At 53.0% G+C, this 14,487-nt stretch carries 12 protein-coding genes; 5 read left to right on the top strand and 7 right to left on the bottom strand.

What is annotated here, in order from left to right:
- Positions 1 to 848, top strand: an 848-nt coding sequence (locus NZM04_08705; GenBank protein ID MCS7064101.1) for a glycosyltransferase family 4 protein, incomplete at its 5' end; no start/stop codon positions are given.
- A gap of 9 nt (positions 849 to 857) precedes the next feature.
- Here the strand turns inward: NZM04_08705 and rnc are convergent.
- The 5 genes from rnc to NZM04_08680 are packed head-to-tail and all read right to left on the bottom strand — an operon-like array spanning position 858 to position 3,769.
- Positions 858 to 1,535, bottom strand: a complete 678-nt coding sequence (gene rnc / locus NZM04_08700) for a ribonuclease III (protein ID MCS7064100.1) — start codon at positions 1,533 to 1,535, stop codon at positions 858 to 860.
- A gap of 13 nt (positions 1,536 to 1,548) precedes the next feature.
- A complete protein-coding gene (locus NZM04_08695) occupies positions 1,549 to 2,067 on the bottom strand; it encodes a LysM peptidoglycan-binding domain-containing protein (GenBank protein MCS7064099.1) in 519 nt (172 codons plus the stop codon).
- A gap of 7 nt (positions 2,068 to 2,074) precedes the next feature.
- Complete coding sequence (gene tsf / locus NZM04_08690; protein ID MCS7064098.1) at positions 2,075 to 2,842, bottom strand: translation elongation factor Ts; 768 nt, start codon at positions 2,840 to 2,842, stop codon at positions 2,075 to 2,077.
- Complete coding sequence (gene rpsB, locus NZM04_08685; GenBank protein MCS7064097.1) at positions 2,739 to 3,497, bottom strand: 30S ribosomal protein S2; 759 nt, start codon at positions 3,495 to 3,497, stop codon at positions 2,739 to 2,741. Before rpsB ends, tsf begins: the two co-directional genes overlap by 104 nt.
- 8 nt (positions 3,498 to 3,505) lie before the next feature.
- Positions 3,506 to 3,769 carry a hypothetical protein gene (locus NZM04_08680; GenBank protein MCS7064096.1) on the bottom strand — a complete coding sequence of 88 codons (264 nt, stop codon included), beginning with the start codon at positions 3,767 to 3,769 and terminating at the stop codon, positions 3,506 to 3,508.
- Between the two features lie 195 nt (positions 3,770 to 3,964).
- Between NZM04_08680 and NZM04_08675 the strand changes: the two genes are divergently transcribed.
- Positions 3,965 to 5,101, top strand: coding sequence for a hypothetical protein (locus NZM04_08675; protein MCS7064095.1), 1,137 nt, complete (start codon positions 3,965 to 3,967; stop codon positions 5,099 to 5,101).
- 29 nt (positions 5,102 to 5,130) lie between these two features.
- Here the strand turns inward: NZM04_08675 and NZM04_08670 are convergent, their stop codons facing one another.
- Positions 5,131 to 6,222 carry an acyltransferase gene (locus tag NZM04_08670; GenBank protein MCS7064094.1) on the bottom strand — a complete coding sequence of 364 codons (1,092 nt, stop codon included), beginning with the start codon at positions 6,220 to 6,222 and terminating at the stop codon, positions 5,131 to 5,133.
- Positions 6,206 to 8,077 (bottom strand): tRNA uridine-5-carboxymethylaminomethyl(34) synthesis enzyme MnmG, encoded by a 1,872-nt coding sequence (gene mnmG / locus NZM04_08665; protein ID MCS7064093.1) that lies wholly within the window; start codon positions 8,075 to 8,077, stop codon positions 6,206 to 6,208. Before mnmG ends, NZM04_08670 begins: the two co-directional genes overlap by 17 nt.
- Before the next feature lie 147 nt (positions 8,078 to 8,224).
- Between mnmG and dnaB the strand changes: the two genes are divergently transcribed.
- The 3 genes from dnaB to NZM04_08650 all read left to right on the top strand — a co-directional run.
- On the top strand, positions 8,225 to 9,721 hold the full coding sequence (dnaB, locus tag NZM04_08660) for a replicative DNA helicase (protein ID MCS7064092.1): 1,497 nt from the start codon (positions 8,225 to 8,227) through the stop codon (positions 9,719 to 9,721).
- A gap of 21 nt (positions 9,722 to 9,742) precedes the next feature.
- The gene (locus tag NZM04_08655; GenBank protein ID MCS7064091.1) at positions 9,743 to 10,384 is read left to right on the top strand and encodes a phosphatase PAP2 family protein; all 642 of its coding nucleotides are present in this window, start codon (positions 9,743 to 9,745) and stop codon (positions 10,382 to 10,384) included.
- A 119-nt stretch (positions 10,385 to 10,503) separates the two neighbouring features.
- Positions 10,504 to 14,487, top strand: a 3,984-nt coding sequence (locus tag NZM04_08650; protein ID MCS7064090.1) for an Ig domain-containing protein, incomplete at its 3' end; no start/stop codon positions are given.

Below are 14,487 nucleotides of genomic sequence, written 5' to 3'. Positions count from 1 at the left end.
GCTGGCAGCTTGAGCGGTGGTGGCGAGGAAAAGAACGACATTTTGATTTGGGTTTTGCGATCCATCTGAAGGCTGCGGCGTGGTTTCGACAAAAGCGTATTCCATACGTCTGGGAGGCGCATGAAATCTTTTCTGAGACGGCTCCTGGGCTTGTGGAGAGTGAAAGATTGGCGGTGCGAGGCGCGCGGATTCGAATTGCTACGAGTCATGCTTTGGCTGAGGGATTGAGAAAACGATTTGGTGGTGATTTGGTTTTCACGGTAGTGCCGAATGCTGGGCAACCTCCAGAACATGAAGAATACTGGCATCCGGAAGGGCCTATTCTTTATGCTGGGGGGCTTGAGGTATGGAAAGGGTTAGATGTGGCGCTGGCTGCGGCGCTTGCGTTGGGGAAGCGGGTGCGGCTGGTGGGTGGGACGGAGAAGGAGAAAGCGCAGTTGTTGACCCGACTTCCTTATCCTGAGCGGCATGGGTGGATCGAGTGGCAGCCGTATCAGGGGGCGCGGGAGTTGTTGCGTTATTTCAAGGGGGTGTCGGTGGGCATTATTCCGACGCGATTGGATACGCCGAGTGGGTATTATTCGTGTCCGATGAAACTTTTTGATTATGCGCGTTGTGGGATTCCTGTGGTGGCGAGTGCGCTTCCGGCGCTTGAATCTTTGGAGATAGAAGGCTGGCTGTTTCGAGTTTTTGATAATAAGGTCGAAGGGTGGCGTGCTGCTCTGGGACGTGAACACCGCGGGGGGGCAGAGATAAAGGCTTGGGCGGCTCGTCATACTTGGCAACGGCGTGGGGAGAGGCTTGCGGAGGTGTTGCGTGGAGGCAGAGACAGCTCGGCGGGGGAGTGATGGGGGGCGTCAGTCGGAGAGGAGGCCGAGGGTTTTTAGGGCGGTGCGTGCGGCGGCTGTCTCTGCGGCTTTTTTGCTGGTGGCAGTGGCTTGGGCGGTGTGTCCTAGGTAGCGGACTTCTACGGTGTAGGTGCGACGGTGAGGAGGGCCGTCGGTCTGGATGAGATGATAGGTGGGGGGAGGGGATTTTTGTTTTTGGAGGTATTCTTGGAGGAGGCCTTTGGGGTTGTGGTGGGTGAGGAGGGGTTCGAGGTTTATGTTTTGTAGGTGGTGGCGGATGAAGGTTTCGGCGATGGGGATGCCGCCGTCTAGGTAGAGGGCGCCGATGAGGGCTTCGCAGGCTGCAGCGAGGACGGTGGTCTGGGTGGCGATGGTGGAGTTTTTTTTGTCGGTGATGAGGTGGTGTTGGAGGTTGAGGGTGCGAGCCCAGGAGGCGAGTTGGTGGCGGTTGACGAGGGCGGCGCGGAGGGAGGTGAGGCGGCCTTCTGGGGCGTGGGGGAGGGTCTCATAGAGCCATGCGCTGACGATGAATTGGAGGATGGCGTCGCCGAGGTATTCGAGGCGTTGGTTGTGGGAGGTGTGGGTGGGGGAGGCTGAGGGGTGGGTGAGTGCGAGGGTGAGGAGTTGGGGGTTGCGGAAGGTGTATGGGATGAGGTTTTCTATGGGGTGAGGTGATGGGGGATGCAATGGGTATATGGGGCTAGGGTAGGCGGATTTTGTCGCCTGGGCGGATGATGGTGTTTTTTTCGGTGAAACCGTTTAGGGCTCGGAGGGTGCGGACGGTGGTGTTGTATTCGCGTGCGATTTTCCAGAGGGTGTCGCCAGGGACGACGGTGTGGTATTTTCCTGATGTGTAGTCTTCAGCATAGGTGGGGGCGTCTGGGGTGTAGGTGATGCCGGGGTCGGTGGGGAGTGTGCCGTTTTCTGTGTTTGTGGTGGGTGCGGGATCGAGGGAAGCCGTGCCTTCGTAGGGGGTGCCAGCGTAGGGGTCAGCAGCGGGCGTGGAGGGGGAGGGGCGCGTGCGGTAGTTTGCAGCGGTGATTTCGTCGTCTGGGTTGGGTGTGCTGGAGAATTCTTGTTTTTTTGACGCAGTGGAAGCGCAGCCGCAAAGGAGGGTGAAGGAAATAAGGGTGAGAAGTAGGGTAACGAGTAGGGTGGAGGACGACGTTAGGGATGAGGAGCAGAGGAGCTTTGAGATAGCAGCGCGGGTGCTGTGCATGTGGTAATTATTCACCGAGTTGGTAGCGAGTAAAGCGTTTTATGACGATGTTTTCTCCGATTTCTGCGATTTTGCGGGTGAGGAGGTCTTTGACGGTGATGGTGGGGTCTTTGATGAAGGGTTGTTCGAGGAGGCAGATGGTGGAGTAGAGTTTTTCGATTTTTCCTGCGAGGATTTTTTCGATTGCTGTGGGAGGTTTGTCTTTGAATTGTTCGGCAGCGATTTCTTTTTCTTTGGCTATGAGGGCGGGGTCGACTTCTTCGCGTGAGATGTAGAGGGGGGAGGCGGCTGCGATTTGGAGGGTGACGTCTTTGACGAATTCTTTGAAGGTTTCGTTGCGGGCGACGAAATCGGTTTCGCAGTTGACTTCGATGAGGACGCCGACTTTTCCGCCGGCGTGGATGTAGGAGGCGATTAGGCCTTCTTTTGTGGCGCGGGTGGCTTTTTTTTGGGCGGTGACGGCGCCTTGTTTTCTGAGCCACGTCTCGGCGGCTTGTAGATCGCCGGAGGTGGCTTCGAGGGCTTTTTTGCAGTCCATCATGCCGGCGTTGGTGCGTTCGCGGAGTTGGCGGACAAGTTCGGCTGAGATGGGTGTGCTCATGGTGTTGGGACTGGTGTTGAAGGTTTTAGGGTTGGAGGGGGAGTGTGGGGGGTTGTTGATGGCGGTGTTTTTAAGCGGATACGGCTGTGAGGGAGATGGAGGCATCGTCTGTGCCGGTTTGGTTGCGGAGGGGGATGTGTTCACCGCGTTGTTGTTTTCCTTCGATGATGGCATCAGCGAGGGATTGGAGGATGGCGCGGATGGAGCGGATGGCGTCGTCGTTGCCGGCGATGGGGTAGTCGATGATATCGGGGTCGGCGTTGGTATCTACGATGCCGACGATGGGGATGGAGAGGCGGCGGGCTTCGGAGACGGCTATGGCTTCTTTGACGACATCGACGATGACGACAGCGCCGGGGAGGTGCTCCATGTCTTTGATGCCATCGAGGTAACGGTGGAGGCGTGTGGTTTCGCGTTTGATGGCAGCGACTTCTTTCTTTTTCTTTTGGGCGAGGATGCCTGATTTTTCGAGTTGATCGAGTTGGTTCATTCTGGCGACGGAGCGACGGATGGTGATGATGTTGGTGAGGGTGCCGCCTAGCCAGCGCTGGTTGACGTAAGGGGACTGGGAGGCGAGAGCGACTTCTTCGATGACGGACTGGGCTTGTTTTTTGGTGCCGATGAAGAGGGTTTTTTCGCCTTGTGCGCTAAGTTTTCTGAGGAAATTGCAGGCATCGTCGAGCTGGCGTGCGGTGATTTCGGGGTTGATGATGTGGATGCCTTGGTAGGCTTGGTAGATGAAGGGCTTCATCTTGGGGTTCCAGCGTTGGGTGCGATGACCAAAGTGAACGCCGGCTTCGATGAGTTGTTTTACTTCGATGCGTGGCATAGGCAGTATTAGGCAGGGGAGGGGATAGTGCCTGCTGGGGAGTTTAAATGCAAGGAAAAAAGCACGGGGGTTGATTGAGGGGGAAGGGGTGGCGAGTTGTGAGCGGTTAGAGAGAGGCAATAAAGGCAGAGGAATATATGAAGAGGGGGGGTAGACGTAATTAATTTTAAGGGATTCTGGCGGAGGGTAGTGACTATAAGAGGTGGGCTGGGGAGGTGGTGATGAATGTGATTTACAACTGGATTGGTTTGTGGAGTGATAGTTACGAACACGATTATGCTTTGTATTGACAATGCATTTGGGCGGTTTATATTGCATTTGTGTTAAAGTTGCCATTAGACAGCGGCGGTTTTCCATTGTGGGTGGCGTGTTTGGCTCTTGCTTTATGCCTGGGATTAGGGAAAAGTGAGGCGCACCAGCGTTACTCTTCAAAAGGGAGTAAAGGTTTACTTCTTAATCAGCGGCCAATGCGAATTGAGTCTACCACAGGCTCTGTGCCTGAGTATGTGCCTCAAACGACGATAGTAATTCGTTCACGCGAGCCTTTCCGACAGCGTCGAGAGCGAGCATTGCATGTCACGGGACGTGTGACAGGGCTGCATGCTCCGCATAAGAAGTCTGAAGGCAAAAGCGATAGTAATTCATTTGCAGTTTGTAAGACAAACACAGACAAAGGGGATAAGGATAATCCGCAAGTTACGGCAAATCCGTCATCAGTGGATGGACAGCCTCAGGGCCAAGTTGAAAGTCGAGAACCTTCCAAAAAGCAAGATGTAGCACATAGTGAGACAGGTATAGAGGAAAAGAGAAGTTACGCCCAGACGGATGAATCAGAGGTTAGGTGGAATAGTGTTCATACAGAAACTTTAACTGCGCTTGAGAATGGTAGCGACACAGTTCGCAACAGGGGATGGAAAAAGAATATTCTCACGACGGTGTTTTGGATCGGCCAAGGGAGGGTGATTCCCACCAGCGCTACAAATTATATGAGTGCATGGGATCGCCAATGGCAGTGGAATTATGGGGGAAAAGATGATCCGCAGAACCGCGCTGGGTTTGTTCCTCGGGAATTTGCGGCGACGCTGAATCCGTTTTACGTTGCTCTTCCTTTTAATGATGTGGCTTACCCTGAGCTTGCGCGTAAGTGGGTGCCGTGGTGGCAGGAAGGATTAGGACGTTGGGTGAGCCAATGCAAAGGTCGGTGGGTTGAAATTCGGAACAAGAAAGGGGAAAGCTGCTTTGCACAGTGGGAGGATGTGGGTCCGTTCGTTACCAACGATGCGGAGTATGTTTTTGGCACAGCACGTCCTAAAGCAAAAAACGGTGTGGGGCTGGACGTTTCGCCCGCGGTTAGGGATTATCTTGGCCTTACTGGGCGTGATTTGACGGACTGGCGGTTTGTAGAGGCGCATGAAGTTCCACCAGGGCCGTGGATCAAATATGGGGAGCAGGCGATTATTTTTAGCGCCTTGAAACGGAAGGAGGCCAAGAAGATAGAAAGTTACGACTCCATGCAAGCGAAGTCTGCAAAGCATGAGCCCCCCAACGTTACCAAAACAACGAGCCAATCCAACGTTCCGTCAAAGCTTGGTGAAGGGCTTTAGTAACAATTTTATCTATTAAATCCGACCGCCTACTCCTTAAAAAAGAAGCGATATATTGGTTGCTCAAGAAATCGCCAAGATACGATTGCTACTGTGATCGATAGCAACACACATGTGATCAGACGGGCCCACGGCCATTCGATAAGCCACCGTAAAGACAACGGCATCCAGCGGTCACATGCGTTGATGACCATAAAATGGTAGATATATGTTCCGTAACTTATTGATCCCAAGTAGTTAAGGAAGCTGCTTCCGAGTGCGATTCCAACGACCCCTGTAAAACCTGCAGCAGTCTTTATTACCAGTAGCGACAAGGCTATGGACTCTAGTGGTTCCACCCATATAATCCACAAACTATATTGATCGCCTTTTCGCAAAAAGGCGGCTGCAGTCAAGGCTGCAAGACACAGAAGGAAAGCGACGCAATTTTTCCATCTGCTCCAAGCCTTGATCCATTGCGTCAAAGGGACTTTATATAACGCAACTAACGCTCCGCAACCAAGAGAATCAAAGCAGTTGAGCGGAAACACCCAGCGCCATGCCAGCGGGGCCTCTATTATGATCATCGTGGCACGGTAAACTATAGCCCCTAAGATGAAGCCCAACGTCAAAGCTAAAAGTAGCCGTCCGCGAAAAAGAAAAATGAGCAAAGGCCAAATCAAATAAAACTGCTCCTGAACACAGATAGACCAGAGGTGTGAAATCTGTCCGGGCCAGTAGTCCTGAGTGGCGATCAGGAAATTAACCGTAAACGTCAAAATCCACACCCAGTATTTGGTAAAACTCTCAAACCCTAAAATTATTCCTAGACCGAATAGACAAAAGAAAGCTGGGAAAATCCGCACTGCGCGTCGTCCATAAAACAAACGAAAGCCTGCACCAAGCCCCATCTCTCCCGAGTCGATTTTACGGCGAATTTTCAAGAGCGATAAAGTTATAAAATAACCACTCAAAACCAAAAAAAATCTTACCCCTGTAGCGCCGAGTTGAAAAAAATCCGGCAGCGGAAAATTTGGTATCCTGTAGCAAATATGATCCACAAGGACTAAAAATACCGCAATAAAGCGCAACGTATTAAATTGAGGTTGATATTGGCGCTGCGATTCAACCCCGTCTTGCATACGCCTTCTCCCTATAGACGGCAGACATAATTAAGTTTATATCAGTGGGGTTGATGCCAGAAATACGAGAAGCCTGGGCAAAGGTCCTTGGCTTGATATTTTTTAATTTAATCCGCGCCTCGTTTTTCAACCCGACGATCGTGTCGTAATTCACCCAATCCGGGATAGGCGTTTCCATCAAGCGCTTCTGCCGTTCGATAACGATGCGTTCCTTCGCAATATACCCTTCATATTTGATGTCGTTCATTAAATGCGATCGCAAAAGTTCAGGCACCTCTTGAAACTCAGTAGGAAGCATAGACCAAGTGAACTCCGGCCGCTTAATCAGTTGATATGCTGAGACGCCATCGACGTAACACTTTTTCAGTCGTTCCTTCCAGATCGACAATGCTTCTTCCTTTCTCTTTAATGCCTCCATTCGCGCATTTGTAGCCAACCCGAGGCGATGCCCGAGGCGAGTCAAACGCAAATCCGCATTATCCTGCCGCAAGAGTAGCCGATGCTCTGCACGCGAGGTAAACATCCGATACGGCTCGTTTGTTCCCTTCGTCACCAAATCATCAATCAACACCCCTATATAGGCCTCGTCACGCCCCAGAATGACAGCCTCGGACCCTCTCACATACTGAACAGCATTTATGCCAGCCATGATCCCCTGAGCCGCCGCCTCCTCATATCCAGACGTCCCGTTAATCTGGCCAGCAAAAAAAAGCCCTGCCACCAATTTCGTCTCCAACGAAGGCTTGAGCTGCGTCGGTGGCGCAAAATCATACTCCACAGCATAGGCAGGGCGCATAATCTCCGCTTTTTCTAGCCCTGGTATGGAACGAATAAAAGCATACTGCACCTCTATGGGCAAACTTGTAGAGCATCCATTCACATAATATTCCCCCGTGTGCCGTCCCTCCGGCTCGAGGAAAACCTGATGCCGCTCCTTTTCTGCAAAACGCACCACCTTATCCTCAATCGAAGGGCAATATCGAGGCCCAATCCCTTCGATTATTCCACAATACATCGGCGACTTATCCAAGTTTGCGCGGATAATCTCGTGCGTCTCACGAGTCGTGTAGGTAATCCAACAGCACAACTGATCCACCACAAGCCGGTCACCTTCGTAGTGGTTCAAACAAAAAATGTCATCCTTCCCACGCTCCAATAGCTCAGGACAATAAGTAAACCCCGGCGGTGGCTCATCCCCCGGCTGTCTCGTCAATTTGCTAAAATCAATACTCCGTCCATTCAACCTCGGTGGAGTTCCCGTCTTCAACCGGCGTATCTCAAACCCCAGTTCCGCCAAATGCCCAGAAAAACCACTCGCCCCCTCCCCCATCCGCCCACCTTGAGACTGCTCTAGACCGACATGCAAGACCGCCCTCAGAAATGTCCCCGTAGTCACCACGACCGATCGAGCCAGGTAGCGAACCCCCATCTTCGTCTCCACACCCTCGACCACACCATCAGCCACCAAGAGCCGCGCAATCTCACCTTGTTTCACCTCTAGGCGTTCTTGTCGCTCACATACCGCCTTTAGGCGAAACTGATACGCCTTCTTGTCGCATTGCGCCCTTGGCCCGTGCACACTGGGCCCCTTAGTAGCATTTAACATCCTAAACTGCACCCCCGTAGCATCGGTATTTATCCCCATCTCTCCCCCCAATGCATCGATCTCTCTGACCAAGTGCCCTTTAGCCAATCCACCAATGGCTGGATTACACGACATCTGCCCGATTGTGTCCAAGTTCATCGTCAAAAGCAGCACTTCGCACCCCATACGCGCTGCCGCTAAAGCCGCCTCCGTTCCCGCATGCCCCGCACCAATTACCACCACATCAAATACCTTAGGGTAAACAAACATAACTCAAAGCACTGCCTTCATCTCAAATGTTCCACGTGGAACATCTTGTTCGCATCCTCTTGCAAATATCTTGTAAATATCTTGGGCAAAACTTCACACTTGAAATCTTACGCGCAGCCCATTCAATTGTCAAAAACATAACATAAAATGGCAACAAAAACAGCCTCCCCTCTCTCGCCACGCAAAAAAATAAACGCGCAAAGCGCCCACAACCCTTCTGCCCTAGAAATCAAGCCCCTCTATGCTCTAGATGCCGAAAAAGCCGTCATCGGCGCCATGATCGTTCACCCCGATGCCATTCATGAAGTCGCTGAAACACTCGTGCGTTCCGACTTCTTCGCCCCACAACATCAAATTCTCTTCGACGCAATTATGGCCATGTATGCAGCAGGGCAACCAATCGAAATTCTCACCCTCCACCAATATCTCCTCGACCATCGCCTCGCTGACACCGTCGGATCACCAGGCATCCTCGCTGAGCTTACCGCACTCTTCGTTTCAAGACTAAACTTAGCCTCTTACATCAAAACCGTCCGCGACCGCTCGATCCTTCGGCGACTCCAAGAAGCCTGCATCCACATCACCAATCAAATCGCCGACTCCCCTCACGATGTTGATACTATCCTCGATCAAGCCGAATCTCAAATCTTTCAAATTACCAACCAAAACCTCACTCAAACCACCTCCCCTGCCCCCGTCGAAGTCGATCGCGCCCTTTCATTAATCGAAAACTTCCAAAAATACAAAGGCCGCCTCCGCGGAATCCCCACGCCATTCGGAGAACTCGACACTTACACCACAGGCTGGCAAAACTCCGACATGATCGTTCTCGCAGCCCGCCCCGGCGTCGGAAAAACTGCTCTAGCACTCAATTTCGCCACCTTCGCCGCTCGCAAAAAATACGACGAAAAGACCGACTCCTACCTCGGCCCTCCTGGTCACCCCGTAGGCATCTTCTCCCTCGAAATGACCAACTCCCAGCTGATGCTCCGCATCCTCTCAGCCACTTCGGGTGTTCCCCTCCGCCGCATCCGCGAAGGCAACCTCTCACCGCAAGACCTAGTCGCTCTCCAAAAAACTGCCGACGAGATCAAACAATGGCCCCTCTACCTCGACGACTCCCCTCGCCTCACCATCAACCAACTCCGCGGCAAAGCCCGCCGCATGAAAGAACAATTCAAAATAGAACTACTCATCATAGACTACCTCCAGCTCCTCTACTCCGAGTCGCCCCAAGCCCGCGAAAACCGCACCGTCGAAATTTCTGAAGTTTCCCGTGGCATCAAAGCCCTCGCAAAAGAACTCGATATCCCCATTATCGTCCTTGCCCAACTCAACCGCCGCAGCGAAGAAGCCAACCGTGAACCCGCATTACACAACCTCCGCGAGTCCGGTGCAATCGAGCAAGATGCTGATATCGTCATGCTCCTTCATCGCGATAAAAACGAAGAGACCGAAAACGACCCACACAGCACCACTACCAACTACCCCTACATCCTCAACATCGCCAAACAACGCAATGGTCCCACGGCCAGAATCCACCTCATCTTCGAATCCCAATATACACGCTTTGTCGATCCCATCCGCCACCAACTCCGCAACCAACAAAAAAACGACCAGCCTCCTGATGAATCGAACTTTTAACCTCCACAGCCCTGCATCCCCATGCTCATCCAAGCCGACGAAACCCTATTCTACGCCATCAACCACACTCATCATCCCATCCTAGATTGGTTCATGGTCACCCTCTCCAACGCAGAGCTTTTTTACCCATTCATATTGATCGCTATTATCTTTTTGATAATCAAAGGGAAAAAAAAAGAACGTCATTTTCTGGCCCTCCTCATCCTCACCATCCTCACCCTCGATAGAGGGATCATCTGGACACTCAAACCCCTCGTCAACCGACCGCGACCTCATGAGACTCTTCCCCATGTTCGAAAGATCACGATTGACCTCCCGCGTATCCACCTCACCCAAAAAAAATCTATCGCTCTTCCCCTCCCGCTCCCTCATTACATTCGCATAGATTTCTCCCCATCCGATCAACATCTCAAACCTCCACCACCTAAGGGTCGCAGCTTCATCTCCGGCCATGCCGCCAACAACGCCGCATTAGCTATGTTAAGCGCCCAATTCTACCCCCACTTAGCGCCTTTCTTCTTTCTAATTGCCCTTTTTGTTTCTTATTCAAGGATTTACGTCGGATCCCACTACCCCTCGGATATCCTCATAGCATGGGTGCTTGCAGGAGCTGTCACCACAATCCTCGGATATGCATACAAAAGAATCACAAAGCAAGCATGATATTAATAAAAACATGTAATAACTATAACTGAACTCAGCTAAAAAATTTAAAAAATCATAAATTTTTTTCTTGACGGAGACAGAAATTCATGTAAACTGTCGCAAAAAAAACGACGACTATGCACACACCCAACACGTCCAAAAACACCCACCGAAGCATTGTTCTTGCTGCCTTTTGCCACGCATTCCTCGCTTTACATCCTCACTTCGCGCAAGCACAGTTGAGCCCAAGCTACTACGGAGGCGAAGGAGACGATAGAATTCTGGCAATCCACAGCGACGGTTCGTTCATTGCTGTTGCAGGAACCACCTCCTCTGTCAACCTCATCTCCACAGGAGGCACGTGGAATCCAAATCACAATTGGGGCTATGATGGATTCGTCGCCTTATTCAACAGCAGCGGTCAAAGACTCTGGGCCACCTACGTCAATGGCCTTGATTTTACCGACGATCCAGTCCGAGCAGTTCTCATCCGAGGCAACAGCGTTTACATCGGAGGCAGCACACGATCAAAAAGAATCTTCGGCACCAGTAGCCTCCCCCAGCATGGATCAGACACGGAAGGATTCGTCATGCGGCTCAATCTCTCAAACGGAGCACCACTCTGGTCATACCCCGTCCGAATCGGAGGTCCTTATGATGATTCAGTAGAAGCCCTAGCAGCACCAGATGTAAACGGATTTGACACCATCTTTGTAGCGGGCACTACCGGCGGAGGAATCCGGGGCATCAACGGGCATCAAAGTTCCTTTAGCGGCAACGGTTCAGCTGCTTACATTCTCAACTTGAATACCAATGGAAATACTGTCGGCGGCACTTATCATTTTAATCAACCCCAATACGACTCAGCCTTAACCTCAGTAAGAAGTTTGCGCGTCCTTGACAACCGCATCTATATCGGCGGCCAAACGAAAGTCGATATGACCGGGCAACTGCCAGCCGGTGCGACGAAATGGTTAGGCTATATCGCAGCATTCAATTCAGAACTTACCCGCCGCCATTGGGTTCAATACATTGACCAAAACAACGGCAGCGGCTTAAAAAATGAGGTCCTCAGCGTTTTGCCTGACAGAAGCGGTAATGTATACTTTGCAGGCGTAACGCACGACACCTCCATCCCACAAGGTTTCACTCCCACATTCAGGGCATCTTATGGAGGAGGCACCGGAGATGGATTTATCGGAGCAATCACCCTCCATGAAGGTGCCCCACGATGGTTCACCTTCATCGGAGGCCCAGGACATGACGAAATTAGAGGCTTAGGAATTCTCAATGGCCTCCTTCACTTCGCTGGCACCTCTTCCTCAGCCGGTCTCTCGACCATTGCCGGAAACAATCCCAGTGGCCCATCCGACATCATCTACGGCGCTCTAACTGCCAGTGGACAAAACCTTACAGGACTACGATATTTCGGAGGTGATCGCGAGGAAAAAGTCCATGCAGCCATTCCACATGGAACTTCCCTACTGATTGCCGGTGAGACAAATTCGACTGCAGGGCTTGTTAACGGTCAAGCCTACCAGCCTGGCTACGGCGGAGGGGCATATGACGGTTTCTTCATGCTCGCTGCTCCCTTGCAATCGAATGGTAATCCTCAAACTCCACCCGCCACACAGCCGACCAAACCCTGCTTCACCTCGCATCAAGTAAACCTCTCCGGCACCGTCAACCGCTCATTCTCCGAGGACCTAAAACGCTTCCTCAACACCGCCGCCTGCGGCCAACCTACCCAATGGTCACTCATCGAAGGAACATTACCCCCAGGCATCAATCCCCTCACTTCCGATGGCCGTCTCACTGGCACTCCACGCGAGCGAGGCGAATGGAACTTTACCATCCGTGCCTCCAACTCCGCGGGCCACGAAGACCTCCGCGTCGAAATGGTTGTCCTCTCTGACGTATCCATTCGTCCCCCGTGCTTCCGCGACCGCGAAATCACCATAGAACGCAACGCCGGCCAAGCCCTCAACTACGACCTCAAAACACACCTCGGCAACGGCAACTGCTCTGCGCCCACCCGATGGCTCATCCTCGATCCCTCCTCTCTCCCCGCAGGCAACATCTCCTTACAATCCACCGGCGTGCTATCGGGCACGCCCAGCCGTGGAGGCACCTGGCGCACTACTATCCGTGCCGAAAACGACGCGGGTTCTGACCAAATCACCGTCAACTTCCGCATCCTCGGAGCTCCATGTTTCAAACAAAACCGCATCACCATTTCAGGCGTCGTAGGCACGCCCCTCACTCGAAATCTACGCGATGAACTAAACCTCGAAAACGGATGCGGCGAGCCAACCTCCTGGCAACTCCTCAACAACTGGCAAGCCATGCCCCCCAACTGGGCCACATGGAATCCCCAGCAAGCCACCTTCAGCGGCACCCCCACCTTCGTCGGGCGCAACACCGCCATCGTCCGCGCATCCAACGCCGCAGGACACGCCGACCTCGAAGTCGTCTTCGACATCATCACCAACATCCGCCCCCCCTGCTTCCGCGAGCAGACCGTCCGCCTCACCGGCACCTTAGGCCAACCCTTCACCCAAGGAGACCTCAAGACTTTCCTAAACACAGATACCTGCGGACAACCCACATCCTGGGCACAAATCTCCGGCACTCAACCTCCAGGCCTAGGCACCATCAACACCAACGGCGTCTTCGCAGGCACCCCCTCACGCATCGGCCAATACACCGTAGTAGTCGAAGCACGAAATAGCCAAGGCTCCGCCACCATCACCGTCAATTTCGACATCGCCGCAGGACTCCAGCCGCCCTGCATCCGACAAGTGTCGGCGACCGAAAACGGCATTGTCGGCACGCCTCTCACCATCGAACTTAGCCGTTATCTATCCGACAATCCCCAGCAATGCGGACGCCAAGCCATCAGCCCGCCCACAAGCTGGCGAATAGTAAGCGGCACATTGCCCGATGGCCTCACTTTTGATGCCACTGCAGGCCGCATCTCCGGCACCCCCACTCGAATCGAAACACGCTCCGTCACCCTTCGAGCTCGCAACGACGCAGGCGAGACGGATAACTTCACCCTCACCATCGCCATAGCCACCAACGAACGTCGCCCGTGCTTTACCCAGACCACCTACACCGTAAGCGGCACTGTCGGCACAGCAATCACACCCGTCGACCTTCGCAACCTCATCAGCACCAACGCCCCCTGCGGCGGTCAACCAACCCAATGGCAAATCACAAGCGGTCGCCTACCAGACGGCATCACTCATGACAACGGCGTCATCAGCGGCACGCCTACACAAGTGCTTGCCGGCTCGCAAGTCGTCATCCGCGCCAGCAACACCGCAGGTAACGACCAGATCACTCTAATCTTCAATATTGCCAACAACGTGCGTCCGCCCTGTCTTCTGCGACCTGACCAATATGTAATTATCCAAGGCCGCGTCGGCGTGCCCATCATCGAAGATCTCAAGCGTCACCTCGGCAACGGCACACAGTGCGGTCAACCCACTCAATGGCAAATCCTCGATCCAAGCCGATTCCCCGGCTGGGCGACTTTGACGCAAGACGGCATCTTCACCGGCACACCGACTATTCCTACTCAAGGCATCATTTCCACGGACACCTTCCGCATAAGCATCACTAACAGCGCCGGCGGTGTGACGATGAGCGTCCTTCTCCAAATCAGCCCTGAAGAACCTCGACTTCGTCCTCCGTGCTTCGGAGTGAATGGGCGACAGATGTATCTCCACGCCACACAGGGACAAAACTTCTATGAAAACCTCCGCCGCTACATTGCTCAAAACGATCCTCGAATTGTAGGCAATCCACCCTGTGGTCAGCCAGATTCTTTAAGTATCGTTAGTGGAAATGTGCCAGGAATCACGCTGAACTCCAACGGCGAGCTTACCGGCATCCCGACCGAAGCAGGTCGTTTCACCCTGCGTGTCCGCGCCAGCAACGCCGCAGGAGCAGATGAGTTAACCATTGAATTTAATGTCGCCTCGAATTTGCGGCCGCCGTGTTTTCGGACGACGTTGACGGGTGTGGAGAGTGAGCGGAATCGGCCGTTGGTATTGAATTTGCAGGAGGAGATAGAGCCGGAGTCGCAGTATTGTGGGGCGCCGACGGGTTGGCGA

The sequence above is a fragment of the Candidatus Methylacidiphilales bacterium genome (assembly GCA_025056655.1).
GTDB lineage: Bacteria > Verrucomicrobiota > Verrucomicrobiia > Methylacidiphilales > JANWVL01 > JANWVL01.
The sequence above is the reverse complement of the archived record's forward strand: the minus strand, read 5'-3'. Positions and strand labels throughout refer to the sequence as shown.